The organism is Chryseobacterium culicis (assembly GCF_002979755.1).
Taxonomy (GTDB): domain Bacteria; phylum Bacteroidota; class Bacteroidia; order Flavobacteriales; family Weeksellaceae; genus Chryseobacterium; species Chryseobacterium culicis_A.
Window position 1 is genome coordinate 20508 of record NZ_PCPP01000008.1, and the last position, 19059, is coordinate 39566.

A 19059-nucleotide genomic window follows, 5' to 3' on the forward strand; every position below is an offset into this window, starting at 1 on the left:
ATTTGCTAATTATTACAATATAAATTTGAATTTATAGAAAATAAAACTGTAAAATATTGTTTATTTAGAAAATTTATTTAGTATCTTCGGGATTGTTAAATTTTTACCAAAAAATTATCTATGGAACTTGACGAAACTGATAAGAAACTCTTATTTTTTTTACAGGAAGACTGTAAGCAAACTACCAAAGAACTGTCCGGCAAACTTGGATTGTCTGTTACAGCTGTATATGAGCGTGTAAAAAAACTTGAAAATGCAGGGGTTATCTCAAAATATGTTGCCTTGCTGGACAAAAGTAAAGTTAAGAAAAATTTCATAGTCCTGTGTCATGTAAAACTGAGTCAGCACAAAAAAGAATTTGTATTGCAGTTTGAAAAAGAGGTGATGGATCTTCAGGAGGTTACAGAATGTTTCCATGTAAGCGGAGATTATGATTATATTCTTAAAATAGGCGTTAAAGATATTGAAGACTACCGCAGCTTTATGCTAACGAAACTGACGACGCTTCAGCACATCGCAAGTACGCACAGTTCATTTATGATTTCCGAAGTGAAGAATACCACGGCGATTGTATTGTAGCGTATTAAAAAATTCCGGATTGGGTTATTTGATTTTATCTCCTTTTGTTATTTTATCAATGAAATAATGAAGCCTTTTAATATCGGATCTTCCTTTGTTTTTATCATTCAAAAAGCAAGTGGTTACAATTACCATTTTTAAATCAGGGATCACACAGATAAGCTGACCTCCATAACCGGTTGCTACGAAAGCCTGATGACCGTTGGTTTTTCTTCGCCACCAGTAGTAGCCGTATCCGTTGGCATCCGGCATGACATCCCAGGAATCCAGTTTTACATGTTCAGCGGTAGATTCCTGAACCCACTTCTGTGAGACAATCTGTTTGCTGCCCAATTTTCCGTTGTTAAGGATCATAGAACCAAATTTCAGCATATCTTCAGGTTTCATGAACATCTCCGAACCTGCCAGATTTCTGTTCATGGAATCTGTATCCCATCGGGTAACATTCATCTTTAAAGGTCTGAAAAGATTTTCTGTCGCGAACTGTTTCAGGTTCGTCTTTACAATTTTTGCCAATGCAGCTCCAAAAAGATGGGATTCACCACTATTATAATTGAAAACAGTACCCGGATATTCTTCGAATGGCAAATCCAGAACAAACTTTACAGGGTCGCCGGAAAATGACATTGCCGTTGAGATTTTTGAATTTTCAACCCAATCAAAACCTCCCTGCATGGTCAGGATATTTTTTAATGTTAATGTATTTCTGATGGAATCATGAACTACTTTTCCTTCAATATTGGAAATATTTTTAAAACTGGTCCTTGAGACATTGTATTCCGGAAGGATTTTTAAAACCGGAGTATTGAGATTGGGAAGCAGGTTTTTATCTTTTGCAATTCCTGCCAGAACAGAGACAATGCTTTTGGTAACAGATTTTATACTGAAAACGGATTCTTTGTTGGCTCCATGAAAATACTGTTGGTACAGAAGCCTATCGTTTTGGGAAACAATAAAAGATCCCAGAGAGGGAATGCTGTCATTGATTTCTTTGGTGAATTGGTCTGTAAATTCTTTGGGCAGTTCTTTATTGAATGCTGCCTGTGATTTCACTTTAGGGCAGAATAGGGTAAGACATAGCATTGTCAAAACCTGCAGTACTTGCTTGGATCTCATTGTTTAAAAAAAGAAGGGATAAATTATTAGTTGATCAAAAATATAAGCTCAACCGAACCAATATGGAGTGACTTAGCTTATATTTTCAATAGCTCTAAATTATGAAAAACAATGAGATGTTAAAATTATTTTATCGAATATTTTTGGATGTAATTCTAATATCAGGTTATGTTATACAAGAACCCCGTTTTTAGAAGAAATAGGATCCGGAAGATCTGTTTCTCCGCTCATCTGAAGAAGATCAATTTCAATCGTTCTGCAGATAGAAAGCATGGGAACATCAAACATTAATCCTGCAAAAGGGTTTTCAGAATAATCTCCCACAAGTTCCATAATGATATAGATCCATCCAATGATGATACAGAAAGGGATAGAAGTCCATATTCCCCAATCGCCAAGCTTTGCAAATTCATTTACCAATCCCAGTGGAAGAAGCATAATAAACAGGATGTTAAAAACAAAGGCTGTGCTGGCAAATTGTCTTGGAGAAGGAAACTTTTTGATTCTTTCTGCCTGGCCCTGAAAATTATAGAATTCATTTAAACTATTCTGCAGCTGAGTCTGGTTGAAAGCGGTAATCGCATTCATATTTTTCAGCTCATTGATATCTTTTGCCTGTTGGGAAACAAGATAAGTCGCAAAGTTTTTATAATCATTTTTAAGCTCATATTCTTCCTCCGAAAGGTATTTGTGCAGGAAGATAGGGGCTCTGCCGTAGTCCGGGAATCCCGCTTTAATCAGTCTGTTTCTTCTCAGGTTGATATTCCCGAATTTTTTTTCTGTGCTGATGTGTTCCCATTCTGTAGGTACCAGAAGCTGCTCACGGAAAGTATATAACCATGCAATATGACGATAAACGATTCTTCTTTTACGGTCTTCAAGATCAAAAACACCAATTTCTTCATTTTTGGTATCAAAGGCATATACCATAGAAGCAAATGAACGGCTTGAATTCACAATGCCACCCCAGATTTTTCTGGCTTCCCAAAGTCTGTCATAAGCCTGGTTGTTTTTGAAACCCACAAGGAATGCTTCCGCGGTACCAATTAAAGCAACGGGAACCCAGGGAATCGTCATCCAGTGCCAGTTGAAGAAATAAAAGAAAACAGCAATTAAGGTACACCAGATTGATATAAAGATAAGATGTACACCGGCTAGATTGAGAACCTGTTTATAATTGACGTATTTGGTTGTGATCATAAGATGGATGTGTTTTGCGTGTACAGACAAAATAAATACCAAACTATAATAGATTTTATTTTGTAATGCCTGTCAGATAATGGATAGTCAAGTTTTTTTAGTTTATAATGAGCTAGAATTGAGATTGATAATCTTAATTAAAAGTAGTGAAAAAAATGCATAAAAAAACCTCTAAAAATTTTTAGAGGTTTTAAGTTGATATAAAATTAATATTTCAGCATTTCTTCGATCTTATTGCTGAGCTTTTCAGCATTGGGAAGCATTTCTTTTTCCAGAACCAGATTGATAGGAACGGCAGGTACATCCAGTGATCCCATGGTCTCTACAGGTGCATCAAGATATTTGAAGCAGTTCTTAGAAATACGGTGGGCAAAAGCTTCTGCAAAAGAGTTGTTAAGCTGTTCTTCCGTAAGAACAATACACTTTCCATGCGCTTTTACTCTTTCAAAAACAAGTTCTTCATCAAGAGGAATTAATGTTCTCAGATCAATCACCTCAACTCTTCCATTGAAATTCTTAGCGGCTTCTTTAGCCCAGTAAACTCCCATACCATAAGTAACCACTAATAAAGTTCTGCCTTTTTCAGTTTCATCCTTATCAGCCTCAATGATTACTTTACCTTTTCCAAATGGAAGCATATAGTCTTCAGCAGGCTCTATTGTTTTAGCATCTTCAGTTCCCGGAACTTTACTCCAGTATAATCCTTTGTGCTCCAGCATTACTACCGGATTCGGGTCATAATAAGCTGCTTTTAATAAACCTTTAAAGTCTGCAGCATTACTTGGGTAAGCTATTTTGATTCCTTTGATATTGGCAAGTATACTTTCAACACTTCCACTATGGTAAGGGCCACCACCGCCATAGGCTCCGATAGGAACACGGATGATATTGCTTACAGGGAATTTTCCGCCACTTAAATAGCTGGATTTTGAAATCTCTGTGATTAATTGGTTGATTCCCGGATAAATATAGTCTGCAAACTGAACCTCAACGATGGGTTTCAATCCCACAGCGCTCATTCCGGCTGTAGATCCAATGATATAAGCCTCCTGAATGGCTGTATTGAAAACTCTTTTGCTTCCGAATTTTTTCCCTAAAGTAACTGTTTCACGGAAAACACCACCGATTCTTTCACCCACATCCTGTCCGTAAAGCAGAGCTTCAGGATGTTTCCACATCAATTCCTGTATAGCATGGATGGCTGCATCTACCATCACAATTTTTTCTCCGTTAGCTGGCTCACGTGTTCCTGTTTCCTCAGTAATTGGAGTAGGAGCAAAAATGTGCTGCATTACGGTTTCAGGCTTTGGATCTTCTGCATTTTTAGCTTTTTCGAAAGCCTCTTCTGCCTCAAGGCGTGCCTTTTTAGTGATTTGTTTTAAAAGATCTTCATCAACACCTGTTTCCAGTAAATGTTTTCTAAGAATTTCTCCCGGATCTTTAGCTCTATGCTTTGTTAAATCTTCTTCGTCTCTATAGAATTCTCTTCTTACTCCTGAAGTATGGTGGCCAATCAGTACTGTTTTTGCACAGACAACCAAAGGTTTTCTTTCTGTTCTTACAAAATCTACAGCTTTTTTCATGGCTTCGAAACTTTCCACGAAATCAGTCCCGTCTACTCTCATTCTGCTTAACCCCGTGAATCCTGCTACAAAATCATAAGCATCGCAGGTTCTTGCTTCATCTTTCGTTACGGAAATTCCCCATTCATTATCCTGAACCAAAAATATGATAGGAAGTTGATGTAATGCTGCAAATTGTAGCGCTTCACTCACTTCACCTTCTGTAACCGAATTGTCTCCAAGGCTGCATACAACCACAGGATTATTCTCGAAAGTCTGAAGATTGAAATCCTGAATATATTTAATTCCCTGTGCTACTCCTGTAGTAGGAATGGTTTGCATTCCGGTTGCGGAACTCTGATGAACGATCTTCGGTTTGTTTTCATCCCTACTTGAAGGGTGAGAATAATAAGATCTTCCTCCTGAAAAAGGGTCGTCAGCTTTAGCCAGTAATTGAAGCATTAATTGGTAAGGTTCAAAACCAATTCCTAAAAGAATACTTTCGTCTCTGTAATAAGGAGAAACCCAGTCTTCTTTCTTTAGCTGATAGGCAGTTGCCAGCTGAATGGCTTCATGGCCTCTTGAAGTACTATGAACATATTTGCATATGTTTCTGTTTTCTTCATAAATATCAGCCATTGCCTTGGCCAGCATCATATGATTATACGCTTTGAGTAATATATCCTGAGAAACTTTTTCGTGAAGTGCATTTTCCATAGGAAGCAAATATACATAAAAAAACAAAATACTAACAACTGTTAGTATTTTGTGAAAAATCTTTGTTTATATAGGTTATTCCTTGATCACTTTTTTAGAAATAACATCTTTGTCTGTTTTTACTTCAATGATGTAGATTCCTTTTGTGTACGCAGATAAATCTATCGTTTCTTTATCATTATTTATAGTGCCGCTTTGCAGTTTTTTACCTGTAAGGTCATACACATTGAATGTAGATTTTTTAGGTGCTTTTAGAATGTTTGTGACATCTTTCGTGATCGTTGGCGAAATAGCGAGATTGTTAAGAGGATTTGAAATGTCTTTAGTTCCTAATAACTCGGTAAATCCTGTTACGATGACGGAATAGTTCTGAGGAGCATTACCTCCTGAGTTATTTTTCAATATGCCTTTGTTGGTGATCTCAATTTTATAAGTTCTTCCGGCAACCGGAGCATCAATTACAACCTGTTCTACGTTGTCTACAGTATTATCTCCTTTTGTGGCAGGAGTCATAGGGTTGTTGGCATCCAGTTTCCACGGATAATACACGGTGTTGGTAGTCGTATCTGTAATTTTCAGATCCAGATCATTAATCAGCTTGGAGCTTCTGTTATTGTAAATATTGTTCCATTGATTGGTGAAGTTGGTGAACTCAGGATCTATCCAGGATATGGTCACTTTTAACGGCTCTGACCCTGATGCTTTTACTGTTTTTACATTGGCTACTCCGCTGTTTAAAGTTTCATCATTGAAAATAATTGTGTTATTTGATTTTCCTACAAGAAGTTCCGCTCCTTTTTTCGAGTCAATAAAGCCCCATCCAAATTGTGGGTCAGGGCCTATGTTTCCTGCTTCTTTAGCTGAGTGAACCATTAAGGTTTTTGCGGATGCAGCATTTAAAACATTTCCTCCAAACAACTGTTTATTGATCTGTGTCCAAAGTCCCACAATACCTGTTACAACAGGCGCTGAATAAGAAGTACCATCTCCAATGTCAATTTTGCTGCCTCCAGTTGCATTATTATCAGTCCATGCACTGGCAACTTCTGTTCCAACTGCTGTAATATCCGGTTTTATACCTCCGTCATCTCTTGGTCCTGCGCTGCTGTAGCTGGAATGGATAACATCTGAGGAGGCTGTATATCTTCCATCGTTAGTTGTAATTCTGTCTGCAGCTCCTACCACAATGATATTCTTTCCAAGAGAACCAATCCCGATACAGTCGTATCCCTGTGCGCAGTTGCTGGGAGGAAGCGTATCTGTTGCTGCAAATTCTACTAAATTTCCAGTGTTATCCGTATAATATTTTTTATAAGTACTTGTAGCAGCACTAGGTCCTTCACCAAAAGAGTTTCCGGCAGATTTTATAATAATATAAGAAGGGTTGTTGTATACAATTTGATCATAATCACGATCATTTGTGTGATAAGTTCCCTGAGCGTCAAAAGAAGTGCCTGGGCTGGCAAAAGCTCCATTCCAGACCCATGACGGTTCATTGTTAATCAGCTGAGGATCTGCCCACCCCTGGTTACTTCCATAGGAATGATTTGAAATATTGGGTTGCGCTTTGATAATTTTTTGAAATACTGTGCTTTGGGTAGTTTCTCCGTCCAAGACAGAGGTTCCAAAAGCATAGGCCACAATGGTAGAATTGGGTGCAATACCTTTGAAGTTGACTTGTCTGGTTGTTCCGTTCGTGAAGGTTACGGTGTATGGATAGTCTTTCGCTCCAATAAAGCTGGAAACGGCTGTTGCGTGGTCTCCATAATTAACGGTACTGCTTTCTTTGTTTGTGATTCTGTTAGGAAGGTTGTTAAAAAAAACATGCCCGGCAAATACTCTCGCTACACCGGAGGAAGTACTGCCGTCAAAAATAGTAAATTTAATGCCTTCTCCATTGAATGAACCTGTTAAGCCTGTAATATTTCCTCCCTGTAAAAAATCAGAATTGGAATTTTTAATCTGGTCCATATCATGAGCCTTGAAAAAATAGGGTTTGTTGCCCGGTAAAAAACCTGCCAGATTGGTTCTTTGCTGTTCAATCTCTTTTAAAACTTCAGGAGTTCTGTTAGCATTATATCGTTTAGATATATAAGCCTCAAATTTTTCATTGTTGTCTATTCTCTGGCGTTCAAATGATCGGTTTAATTCTTCATTGTTTTGCGCATTTATTAGCGTTATAGCTAAAACACTGAGTAAAAGTAATTGTTTCTTCATTTTGAGTGATAAATTGTTAAAAAATAGAATCATTCAAATTTATGCTAATATTTTAATTATTAATATGTTTTGATGGATAACTCCAATTTTTTAAGCTAATTTTAATTTTTCATTTTATTTGTTAAAAAAAATTTTTGAGAATATGATATTGGGGTTATTTTTTGGATATTATTGATTGTTTTAATCGTTGTTATAAAACAATATTTAGAAAAAATGGAGTAACTTTACATTCTCTTTTTTATAAAAAAGTTAGAAAATTATATGTATTTAATTTTTGACACAGAAACAACCGGTTTACCAAAAAATTTCAACGCTCCGCTTTCAGACTCGGATAACTGGCCAAGAATGGTTCAGATTGCATGGCAAGTGCACGATGATGATGGGAATTTGATTGAAAACCAGGATTATATAATAAAACCTGAAGGGTATGATATTCCCTTCAATGCCGCACGTATTCACGGAATTACCACCAAGATTGCCAATGAAGAAGGACGAGATCTCCAGGAGATTCTTGAAGAGTTCTCTAAAGTCCTTGAAAGAGTAAGAGTGGTTTCCGGACATAATGTAGAATTCGACTATAATATTGTAGGAGCAGAATTTTACAGAAAAAACCTGAAAGATAATCTGCAGGAAAAACCCAAAGCAGATACCATGATTTTGGGAACCGACTACTGTCAGCTTGGCGGAGGTCGTGGAGGAAGATTCAAACCTCCGAAATTGGAAGAGCTTTATGAAAAACTCTATGGGAATAAATTTGATGAAGCCCATAATGCTGCTGCCGACGTAAATGCTACAGCCAGAGCTTTCTTTGAGATGGTAAGAATCGGAGTTGTACCTGCTGAAACCTTAAAGATTTCAGAAGATCAGCTTGCGTATTTCAGAAGTCTTTATCCGGATCCGATTAAGCCTTTTAATATTGTTATCAGAAGGCAGGTTGCAGATTTTCATAATAAGAAAAAGCAACAGGATTTCGGGAGTATTGATGAAATTGATTTAGGAAAATATTTCAATTTTAATAGTCATAGTGTTTTCTCAACATTGATGGCTACATCAAGTATCAATGATTTGATTAAAAAAGCTTCTGACGAAAATTTCCCGGCTGTCGGTATGGTGGATCTTGGAAACATGATGGGGGCTTTTAAGTTCGTTTCAGCAGTAGAAGGTGCTAATGGGGACAGAGCAAAGAAGCATAAAGAATATTTAGCAAAAAAACAGGAAGCAGAAGAAAACGGAACGGAGTTCAATGAAGATGAACCTGTTTCTGAACCGCTTATCCCTGTGGTTGGCTGTGAATTCTATATTTCGGAACGTTATGAACAAAAGCAGTTTACCAAAGATGATCCCGACAGGAGAACACAGGTAGTGCTTTTGGCAAAAGATTTTAACGGGTACAAAAACCTGGCAAAACTTTCCAGTATCGGTTTTCTGAAAGGATTCTATTTTGGGGTTCCAAGGGTGAGCAGAGAGCTGATAGCACAATATAAAGAAGGAGTGATTGCACTGACCTCCGGAATTATGGGTGATATTCCTGATGCCATCTTAAATACCGGTGAACAGAAAGGAGAGGAGCTTTTCAAATGGTGGAAAGATACTTTTGAAGATGATTTTTATGTTCAGATTCAGAATCATAAACTGCCTGAAGAAGAACATTTAAATGATGTTTTACTCCATTTCGCGGATAAATATAATGTTAAAATTTTAGCGCAGAACGAGACTTTTTACACCAATAAAGATGATGCCAATATCCAGGATATTGTAAGCTGTATAAAAGATGGTGAAAAGCTGACAACACCTATTGGAAAAGGGTTTGGTAAAAGAAGAGGTCTGGCAACAGGTGAATATTATATCAAGAATTCCGATGAAATAAAAGAGGCCTTTTTAGCGTATCCTGATGCATTTGATGCGTATGAAGAATTTTCTGCAAAATTTAAGCCTTATACCTTAAAAAGAGATGTTCTCCTTCCGAAGTTTGATATTCCGGAAGAATTTATCCATGCCGAAGATGAGGTAGACGGGGGAAAAAGAGGGGAAATGGCCTATCTTACCTATCTTACCTATGAAGGAGCAAAGAGAAGATATGATCCAATTGGCGGTATTACCGATGAAATCAAAGAACGTCTTGACTTCGAACTTGAAGTAATTGCCAATACCGGTTATCCTGGATACTTCCTTATTGTACAGGATTTCTGTAATGAAGCCCGTAATATGGGGGTTTGGGTAGGTCCGGGAAGAGGTTCTGCTGCAGGTTCTGCTGTAGCTTATTGTATTGGAATTACCAATGTAGATCCTATTAAATATGACCTGCTTTTTGAGAGATTCCTGAATCCGGAAAGGGTTTCCATGCCCGATATTGATATTGACTTTGATGATGAAGGAAGAGATAAAATTATCAAATGGGTAGTTGAGAAATACGGAAAAACTCAGGTAGCACAGATTATTACTTACTCGGTTTTGGGTGGGAAATCTGCTATTAAAGATGCCGGAAGAGTACTGGATGTTCCGATTCCTGATACAAACAATATTGCTAAGCTGATTCCTCCGAGTCCGGGGATGAATATCGCGAAAGCTTTAGCAAAATATGATAAATTAAAACCGGAAGAACAGATGCTCGTTGATGAGATGAGGTATGTTCTTAACAGTCCTGATGATGCACGGCATGGAGTTTTGGCAAGTGCCAAAAAGATGGAAGGCTGTATCAGAAATACCGGAATTCACGCCTGTGGGGTAATCATTACACCGGAAGATGTGAGTAATCTGGTTCCGGTAACCATTGCAGCAAAAGATGCTGATATCTTAGTGTCACAGTTTGACAACTCTGTGGCGGAGAGTGCCGGTCTCTTGAAGATGGACTTCCTGGGGTTGAGAACTCTGACTATCATTAAAGATGCATTGAAGCTTGTGAAGGCAAGATATAATGTAGATATTGATCCGGATCTTATTCCGCTTGATGATACCAAAACATATCAGCTGTTTAAAGAAGGAAGAACAGTAGGGATTTTCCAGTATGAAAGTCCCGGGATGCAAAAATACATGAGGGAACTTAAACCCACTGTTTTTGCTGACCTTATTGCCATGAACGCCTTGTATCGTCCGGGTCCGATCAAATATATTCCAAACTTTATCAACAGGAAGCATGGGATTGAAGAGATTGTTTATGATTTACCGGAAACAGAAGAATATTTAAAAGAAACATACGGGATTACTGTTTATCAGGAGCAGGTAATGCTTTTGTCCCAGAAATTGGCCAATTTTACCAAAGGTGAAGCCGATACGTTGAGAAAAGCGATGGGTAAAAAGCAGATTGACGTTCTTAATAAAATGTACCCGAAATTCATTGAAGGAGGTAGAAAAAACAACCTGAATGAAGAAAGGCTTGAGAAAATCTGGAATGACTGGAAAGCCTTTGCAGAATATGCCTTCAACAAATCTCACTCTACCTGTTATGCATTTATTGCTTATCAAACGGCTTATTTAAAAGCAAATTATCCGGCTGAATATATGGCGAGTGTGATGAGTAACAACATTAACAATACGGATTCAATTACCATGTTCATGGAGGATTGTAAAAGTATGGGTGTGGATGTATTAGGTCCGGATGTGAATGAATCCCAATACAAATTCTCAGTAAACGAAAAAGGACAGATCCGTTTCGGATTGGGAGCTATCAAAGGAATTGGAGAAGGGCCAAGTGAAGCTATTACCAGAGAAAGAGCAAACGGAAGGTTTAAAAATATTTATGATTTCTTTGAAAGAATATTGCCTTCACAGATGAATAAGAGGGTAGCGGAAAGTTTAGTGCTTGCCGGTGGTTTTGATGAACTGGACTCTTTCCACAGAGGACAGTATTTTGATATCGACATGGCCGGAAAAACCAATCTTGAACGATTGATCAGATATGGGCAAAGCTTTCAGGAAAGTAAAAATGAGATGGAACATTCATTATTTGCTGATTTTGCAGAAGAAGTTCAGATTGAACAGCCTAAACTGCCACCTTGCCCGGAATGGCCGAATATGCATAAGCTTAACAAAGAAAAGGAAATCATTGGTTTCTATCTTTCTGCGCATCCGCTGGATGAGTTCAAGTACCAGTTCAAGTTTATGCAGGGGCAGCTTTCCAAAAAATCTGTTCTTGAAAAAAATGAGGAAGATAAAGCCGTGACAGATGAAGCGCCTGTCTTGGAGCAGGATGCTCAGGATGATGCTGTAGATCTTACAGAAATTGTATCCGATGATGTTGTGGCAGGTGAAGAGGAAATCGTGGAAGAGGTGACTAAAAAGGCTGAGCCTAAAGGTAACTTCATGTTTCTGAATCTTGATGAGGTGGATGCTTACAAAGAGCAGGCTTTTGCGAATAAGCAGGAAGAGCTGTTTGAAGAGAAAAAGAAAGACTGGAAAACCATGCAGAAAGAAAGAGAAAACGGTGGTGGTGGAAAAGAATATACTGTTGCTGGTCTGATTACGGAATATGTAGTAAAAGATGGCTTCAGAAGTGGCGAAAAAGTGGCTTTTGTTACGCTGGAAGATTATTCCGGATCTTATTCATTCAGATTGGGTGACAGAGATTATATGAGGCTGAAAGAGAAGCTGGAGGTTCAGAGGTTTGTTATTTTTAAAATAAAATTTGCTCAGGTCAAAGACGGAAGAGTCTTTGTGAATGTAAATGATGTGATAGAGCTTCAGGAAGCTTTCGAAAGATTTGCAAAAAGTATCTCGTTAGTCATGGATGTGATGGATGTAAGACCTGAAGATCTCGACTTCTTCCGAACGGTTCTCGACAGAAATAAAGGAAATCAAAAACTGAAATTCTTTATTAAAAATCTTGAGGACGATTCCCATATCGAAGTACAGTCTATGAAACATTCAGTGGACCTGAATGGAGATCTGATTAAAGAAATTCAACTTCTTAATAAGTATGAGTTTTATTTAAACTAGAAAAAAATACCTATATAAAAAGAGTGGCTTATGTCACTCTTTTTTTTGTTTGCATATTTTCAATATTGATGAAAAATTTTAAATAATTTTTTATGTTAAATAGAAAAATTTTCTGAAGTCTATTTTAATTATATACTAATTTAAATATCTGATTTCCAGTGTATTGTTTTTTTTCAATGAATTATGAAATAGTTATTAAAATTAAATAAACGTTTGGTTTTATTGGGTTTTTATGTTGATTTTAATTGTTTTTGTTTAAAAATTTATGATATTTTTTAATTTTACATTTAAAATTTAAATAATATTTATAAATTTACCGCCCTAACTTTTATTATTACTATTTTATGAAGAAATTACTACTATCGTGCTTGGCTTCCTTAAGTATGGGAGTTTTTGCACAAACTAATGTCGCCAACTATACTTTTTCGAAAAGTACTGGGGTGGCTTATACCTCAATTACGGGAGGTACAAAATTATTCCCTACCGGAACTAATACAACGTATGACAATGAGGTATCTGCCGCGATTCCTTTATCATCGCCTTTTAACTTTGGCGGTGTTGCCATGACAACATGCTATGTGAGTGCCAATGGATTTATAACATTTGGAGCGGCTCCTTCAGGAACGAACTATACTCCAATGTCAAGTTTGGGATCAACTACAGGAGCAATTTCTGCTTTTGGACAGGATGGAGGATTTTTATCAACAGATTCACCGCAGCCAGCAGGAAACCATGAGGTGAGATATGAGGATCTTGGAACTGAATTTGTGGTACAGTGGCAGGATCATGCTAACTACCATAATAGATCTACTGAAAAATTAAACTTCCAGATCAGATTGGTTTATGCTACAGGTGAAATAAAGGTGATCTACGGAAACTGTACAGATCCGGGTACCAGTACTTCAGGCAGTACACCACAGGTAGGGATAAGAGGAAATAGTACTACTTATGCCTCCAATGTAAATTCCCTGATGATTGGAAATGTACCGTCTGGAACTACTTGTGATTGGTCTAAAGCTGTTACAGCAAGTGCTAATAACAGTACTATGATTTTCTCAAGCACAACGAATGCAAGTGTTAAAATCCCGACTGGACTGCAATATTCATGGGCACCGGGTACGCAAGCTCCGGTAAGAACTTTTGCTGCTGCAACCGCAATAACCAATAATGCTGCAACAATCAATTGGACTGCTCCGACAGGGGCAACGACTTATAATGTTCAGTATAGAGCGATTGGAAGCTGCGACTGGACTAACTATAGTGGTAACCCGGTGTCCGCTGCTGCCGCTACCATTAATGGGCTGACTCAGAATACAACTTATCAGGTTCAGGTTCAGGCTTTAAATGGGGCAGCTCAATCTATCTACTCTCATATTCCCAATGCTGCCGGATCAGGAAGTGGATATGCATCCGCAGGATCTTTTACCACTACACCAAACTGTGCAATTACAGTAACCGGTCTTTCTTCCTCTGCTTTAACTCCTGAGTTTGCAACGATAAGCTGGACGGCTTCAACAACGCCTCCAGGGAATGGATATGAATATTATTATTCTACATCTTCAACTACCCCTATTTCAACGGTGACGCCTTCAGGTTCTGTAGGTGCAGGAGTAACAACCGCAGATTTATCCGGTTTGACTCCTTCAACTCAGTATTATTATTGGGTGAGAGGAAATTGTAACGGAACAGATAAAGGGGTATGGTCAAGTTCAGCGAACTTCACAACATTAGGTCTTTGTCCTACAGTTACAGCGCCGGCATCCAGTGCTACAGGAGTAAGTGTAACTCCTACAATAACATGGACTGCAATAAATGGTGCTTCCGGTTATAAATTAAAAGTAGGAACAACTTCAGGAGCGAATGATGTTTTAGATATGGATATTGCTGGTGGAACTAGTAGCTCTTATGTTTTCTCTACACCTTTGAATTATTCTACTACCTACTATTATTCTGTAACAGCCTATACAGCTAATATTACAGGACCTGCTACAGCGTGTACAGTGAGATCTTTCCAAACAGCATGTACATCATCTAATTTACCATATACTTTAGATTTTGAAAGTGTTACAACACCAGCTTTACCAAATTGTACAACTGCTATTAATAGTGGTTCAGGAAATGTATGGAAAACTGCAACGGCTCCAACTGGCTTTACAGGGAAAGTGCTTAACTATTCATATAACAGTAGTAATGCTGCCAATACATGGTTCTTTACACAAGGTTTAAATCTTACTTCCGGGGTTAGCTACAGAATCAAATATAAATATGCAAATGCAACCGGAACAACACAATATCCTGAAAAAGTAAAAGTTGCTTACGGATCTTCAGCTACAAGTGCAGGAATGACAAATACTTTAGCGGATCATGCGAATGTTATCGGAGGAACTGCTGTAAATACTTTTGTAGACTTTACACCAAGTGCAACTGGGGTTTATTATTTTGGATTCCAGGCGTATTCTGCTGCTGATATGAATCAAATCTATGTTGATGATATTAATATAGATGTTACTCCTACTTGTTCAGAGCCATCAGGAGTTGCGGTATCTGCAATTACTACCAATGGAGCTAGTATTTCATGGACTGCACCGGCTACTGCTCCTGGAAACGGATATGAATATTATTATTCTACAAACAGTACAGCTCCTACTGCCTCTACTACAGCTTTAGGGACAAGTACTACCACTTCAGCTCCTTTAACAGGATTGTCTTCTTCTTCTACTTATTATGTATGGGTGAGATCGGTATGTAGTGGTTCTGATAAGAGTGCATGGAGCATTGCTGCTACATTTAATACACTTTGTGGAACTGTTATGGCTCCTTTTACTCAAAACTTTGATAGTGGAGCAGCACCAAACTGTTGGAATAATGTAAATCCTACAGCAACAGGTACTGATGCGAACCTTTTCTGGAAATTCTCTGGAAGTGCAGATTACGGTGCAAGCCCTGCGAATAACGGAAAAGCTGCAGGGACCTATGCGTGGGTAGATGCTAGCTCACCTTATGCGGGAGCTGGTACAAATACTGTACAATTGGTTACTCCTTCTGTAGATTTAACAGGATTAACGGCGCCTATTGTTTCTTTTGATTGGTTCAAAAATCATTCTACAGTATCTACTACTACCGTTTCACCTTCAAGTTATGATAATAATAAACTTACTGTAGAAGTGAATGATGGAAATGGCTGGGTAGTGATATTTAGTGATAATACCAACTTAAACCAATGGAGAACAGTTGCTGTTCCTTTAGCAGCTTCTTATATCGGAGCAACGATTCAGGTAAGATTTACGGTGGATAAAAATGTAAGTGGCAACGGATATTTCTATGATGATGTTCTTTTAGATAATGTTGAAGTAAAACAAAATCCTAATTTGGCAACTTCTGAAACTGCTGCAAAAGACCATAAGATTAATGTATATCCTAATCCGTTTACTGAGACGTTAACAATTTCTGATGTATCCAAGGTACAGTCTGTTTCAATTGTTGATGTTTCCGGAAGGCTGATTAAAACCATTGAAAAACCTTCTTCTGAACTTCAATTGAGAGATCTTAAAGAAGGATTGTATTTAGTAGTCTTGAATATGAAAGACGGATCTAAACAAACCGTTAAAGCTATTAAGAGATAAAAATAATTTCTTAAAAATAAGAAAAAGAGGCTGCTCAATTTGAGTAGTCTCTTTTTTTATGCTTTGCGATTGAGTCCTTTTGGGGTGCTATCTTTTTTTTTAAAGTGTTTTGAATTATTGTAACTTAGTGGGCATTAATAACCTAAAACTTTAAAATGAAGAAAATCTTACTTTTATGCTTATTGACAGTAAGTATTGTACTAAGTGCTCAGATCAAATTAGGGGCAGGAAGTACAGACACAGGTAATGCTCCGGTCAATACTGATTATAGCACATCCTATTCGCAGCAGATTTTTACAAAACAAGAAATTAATGCTGATACAGCTGGTAACATCACTGGGCTTAAATTCTATGTAACTTCTTCTGCTAATCCTTACTACCAATCAAACTGGGATGTGTATATAGGACATACTACAAAAGCGACTTTCGCTGCTAATGATAATTGGATTCAATCTGGGCAAATGGTAAAGGTTTATTCCGGTAATATTAAAAATGTAAATGGAATTATAGATATAACCTTTACAACTCCTTTTACATATGATAATGTCCAGAACTTAGTAATTGCAGTTCATGGAATGCTATCTAACGACAATCCTTCTAATCAGTTTTTTGTCTACAATACTACAGAAGGAGGGGCTCGTTATCTTTTAGATCCTGGTTTTGGGGATCCTTCTACTAGCTATCAGGGAAATGTTTTGCCATATAAATCTGTAATAACTCTTAAAGGGTTGGTATCTAGTGTTTTGCCGGTGTGTCCTGCAGTGTCTTATCCTGCTGATAATGCAATACTTGTTCCTGTTTCCCCGGCTATTATCTGGGCAGCATCACCAGAGGCGACGGGTTATAAGGTTTCTATAGGGACTACTCCGGGAGGAACGGATGTGCTTAACGAACAATGGGTAGCCGCAACGAGTTTTACTCCGCCAACTCCACTTTTATATAATACCACTTATTATCTTAAAGTGACTGCTATTGGATCGGCTGGTGAATCTTCTGGTTGTTTTAATAGAAAGTTTAAAACAACACCATTGCCACCATCTAATGATGAATGTGTAAACGCTATAAATTTAGCTGTTAATCCATCTATGGATTGTACAAATATAACTTCCGGAACAACTTTGCTTGCAACATCAAGCGTAGCACCTGCTTCTTGTAATACTTCTTATAGCCATAATGATGTGTGGTATAAGTTTACAGCTACTAATTCCAGACATATGATTAAACTAAGTAATATAGTTTCTGTGGGAACGGTAAACACTACATACTTATACGCTCAGGTTTTTAAAGGTGACTGTAATAATTTAACCAGTCATTTATGTTTCAACGATGCCAATGGTAGCCTAGGATATACCTTTGCGGAAGGTCTTACTGTAGGAGAGACTTATTATGTAAAAGTGTATAGTTTGGCTGGAAATGGTAATGCCCAAAATTTTAATATATGTATAGGGGTTCCTCCACCATCTCCTTCCAATGATCATTGTACAGGTGCTATAGATCTGCCTGTAAATCCTAATATGACTTGTTCAGTCGTTACTTTAGGAACAACTTCTTGGGCTACAAAAACACCTATGTCTATTTGTAATACTAATTCTGAATATGATGTCTGGTATAAATTTACAGCTACGGCTACTAAACATATGGTTAGAATAACTGATATAAGTTCTGTCGGACCAACTTATTCTGTTAATACTGAATTTAGAGTGTTTGGTGGTAGTTGTGATAATTTAATTTGTAAAGGTGGTGGTGCAAATACTAATCTTATTATAGGTCTTACTGTGGGAGAGACTTATTATGTTAGGGTATATCAGCCTAATGGAAATGTAGGGAATGCAATCAATTTTAAAATATGTATAGGAACAGATTCTGCATTACCACCATTGAATGATGAATGTGATAATGCAATTGTTTTAACAGTTAACCCTGATCTGAATTGCTCAGTTGTAACAATGGGGCAAACAGCAGGGGCTACAGCATCTGGTGGAGCAGGAGTACCATGCACTGGAAACCCCGATGATGATGTGTGGTTTAAGTTTGTAGCAACATCAACCAGTCATAGGATTAGTTTGATAAATATTGTTCCTACTGGAGCATTTTATGCAGATAGTCTTATTAATTTTCAGGTTTTCAAAGGTACTTGTGGTAACTTAACAAACTTTAAATGCTCATATCCTACAATGAGTAATATTACAGGTTTTACGGTAGGAGAAACTTATTATGTGAGGGTTTACAGCTATGGAGGTCCGGAATCTAATCAAAATTTTAATATATGTGTTGGAACAATACCACCACCAGTGAATGATGATTGTTCGGGTGCTTTAATGGCATCAGTGTTCCCTTATACTTATACTCAGACTGATGCTCAGAATACAACTAATAATGATGGATTTGTTACAGTTTGCTCTGATGGAATGAATAATGGGACATGGTTTACTTTTATAGGCAACGGAACTAAACATACAATTACAGTATCTATGCCCACAGGAAGTAGTTTTAATCCTCAGATTGGATTATTTGGAGGAAGTTGTGGAAATTTAACTTGTGTAAAAACGGTAGACTCTTTCTTCGGAGGATATACAGAAACATTGAGCTATGACACCGTTGCTGGAACTGTGTATTATGTGAATGTTGGGAACCAGCATAATTCCATTGATAATATGGAGGATGTTTTTACTATTACAATCCAAAGAGAGGGAGATGTGAGTCTTAATACATCCGAAGCTTCTAATAGAAAAGAAGATATTGATGTATATCCTAATCCATTTAAGGAGGTACTCAATATTTCAAAAGCAGATAAGGTAAAATCAGTTTCCATTCTGGATTCTTCCGGAAGATTGATTAAAACTATCGATACTCCTTCTTCTTCACTTCACTTAGGAGATCTGAAACAAGGTGTATATTTAGTCGTATTGAATATGAAAGACGGATCTAAACAAACCGTTAAGGCAATTAAGAGATAAAATAATTTCTTAAAAATAAGAAAAAGAGGCTGCTCAATTTGAGTAGTCTCTTTTTTATGGGTGGAATTATCTTTTATGAAAGGAAAAGTTTAATTCGTTGTGAGATAATTAAAAAAATATTTTTTTTATTGTTGATTTTCACTAGATTTGATTAAC

8 protein-coding genes are annotated in these 19059 nt (G+C 37.3%); 4 read left to right on the forward strand and 4 right to left on the reverse strand.

Translation table 11 applies throughout. From position 1 onward, the window contains the following. The first annotated feature begins 120 nt into the window (after nucleotides 1–120). On the forward strand, nucleotides 121–579 hold the full coding sequence (locus tag CQ022_RS22395) for an Lrp/AsnC family transcriptional regulator (RefSeq protein ID WP_105684683.1): 459 nt from the start codon (nucleotides 121–123) through the stop codon (nucleotides 577–579). A gap of 24 nt (nucleotides 580–603) precedes the next feature. Here CQ022_RS22395 and CQ022_RS22400 read toward each other — a convergent pair whose 3' ends face one another. The 4 genes from CQ022_RS22400 to CQ022_RS22415 form a co-directional block, all read right to left on the reverse strand. Further along, a complete protein-coding gene (locus tag CQ022_RS22400) occupies nucleotides 604–1695 on the reverse strand; it encodes a serine hydrolase domain-containing protein (RefSeq protein ID WP_105684684.1) in 1092 nt (363 codons plus the stop codon). 171 nt (nucleotides 1696–1866) lie between these two features. Further along, nucleotides 1867–2895, reverse strand: coding sequence for a bestrophin family protein (locus CQ022_RS22405; protein ID WP_105684685.1), 1029 nt, complete (start codon nucleotides 2893–2895; stop codon nucleotides 1867–1869). 206 nt (nucleotides 2896–3101) lie between these two features. Then, nucleotides 3102–5174 carry a thiamine pyrophosphate-dependent enzyme gene (locus CQ022_RS22410; protein WP_105684686.1) on the reverse strand — a complete coding sequence of 691 codons (2073 nt, stop codon included), beginning with the start codon at nucleotides 5172–5174 and terminating at the stop codon, nucleotides 3102–3104. Nucleotides 5175–5249: 75 nt separating this feature from the next. Then, nucleotides 5250–7391 carry a S8 family peptidase gene (locus CQ022_RS22415; RefSeq protein WP_105684687.1) on the reverse strand — a complete coding sequence of 714 codons (2142 nt, stop codon included), beginning with the start codon at nucleotides 7389–7391 and terminating at the stop codon, nucleotides 5250–5252. A 261-nt stretch (nucleotides 7392–7652) separates the two neighbouring features. On the opposite strand from CQ022_RS22415, the gene dnaE reads away from it, so the two are divergent. The 3 genes from dnaE (at nucleotide 7653) to CQ022_RS22430 (ending at nucleotide 18903) form a co-directional block, all read left to right on the forward strand. After that, nucleotides 7653–12323 carry a DNA polymerase III subunit alpha gene (dnaE, locus tag CQ022_RS22420; protein WP_105684688.1) on the forward strand — a complete coding sequence of 1557 codons (4671 nt, stop codon included), beginning with the start codon at nucleotides 7653–7655 and terminating at the stop codon, nucleotides 12321–12323. Between the two features lie 344 nt (nucleotides 12324–12667). Beyond that, nucleotides 12668–15946 (forward strand): fibronectin type III domain-containing protein, encoded by a 3279-nt coding sequence (locus CQ022_RS22425; protein ID WP_105684689.1) that lies wholly within the window; start codon nucleotides 12668–12670, stop codon nucleotides 15944–15946. Between the two features lie 155 nt (nucleotides 15947–16101). Beyond that, the gene (locus tag CQ022_RS22430; RefSeq protein WP_105684690.1) at nucleotides 16102–18903 is read left to right on the forward strand and encodes a T9SS type A sorting domain-containing protein; all 2802 of its coding nucleotides are present in this window, start codon (nucleotides 16102–16104) and stop codon (nucleotides 18901–18903) included. The last annotated feature ends 156 nt before the right edge of the window (nucleotides 18904–19059 follow it).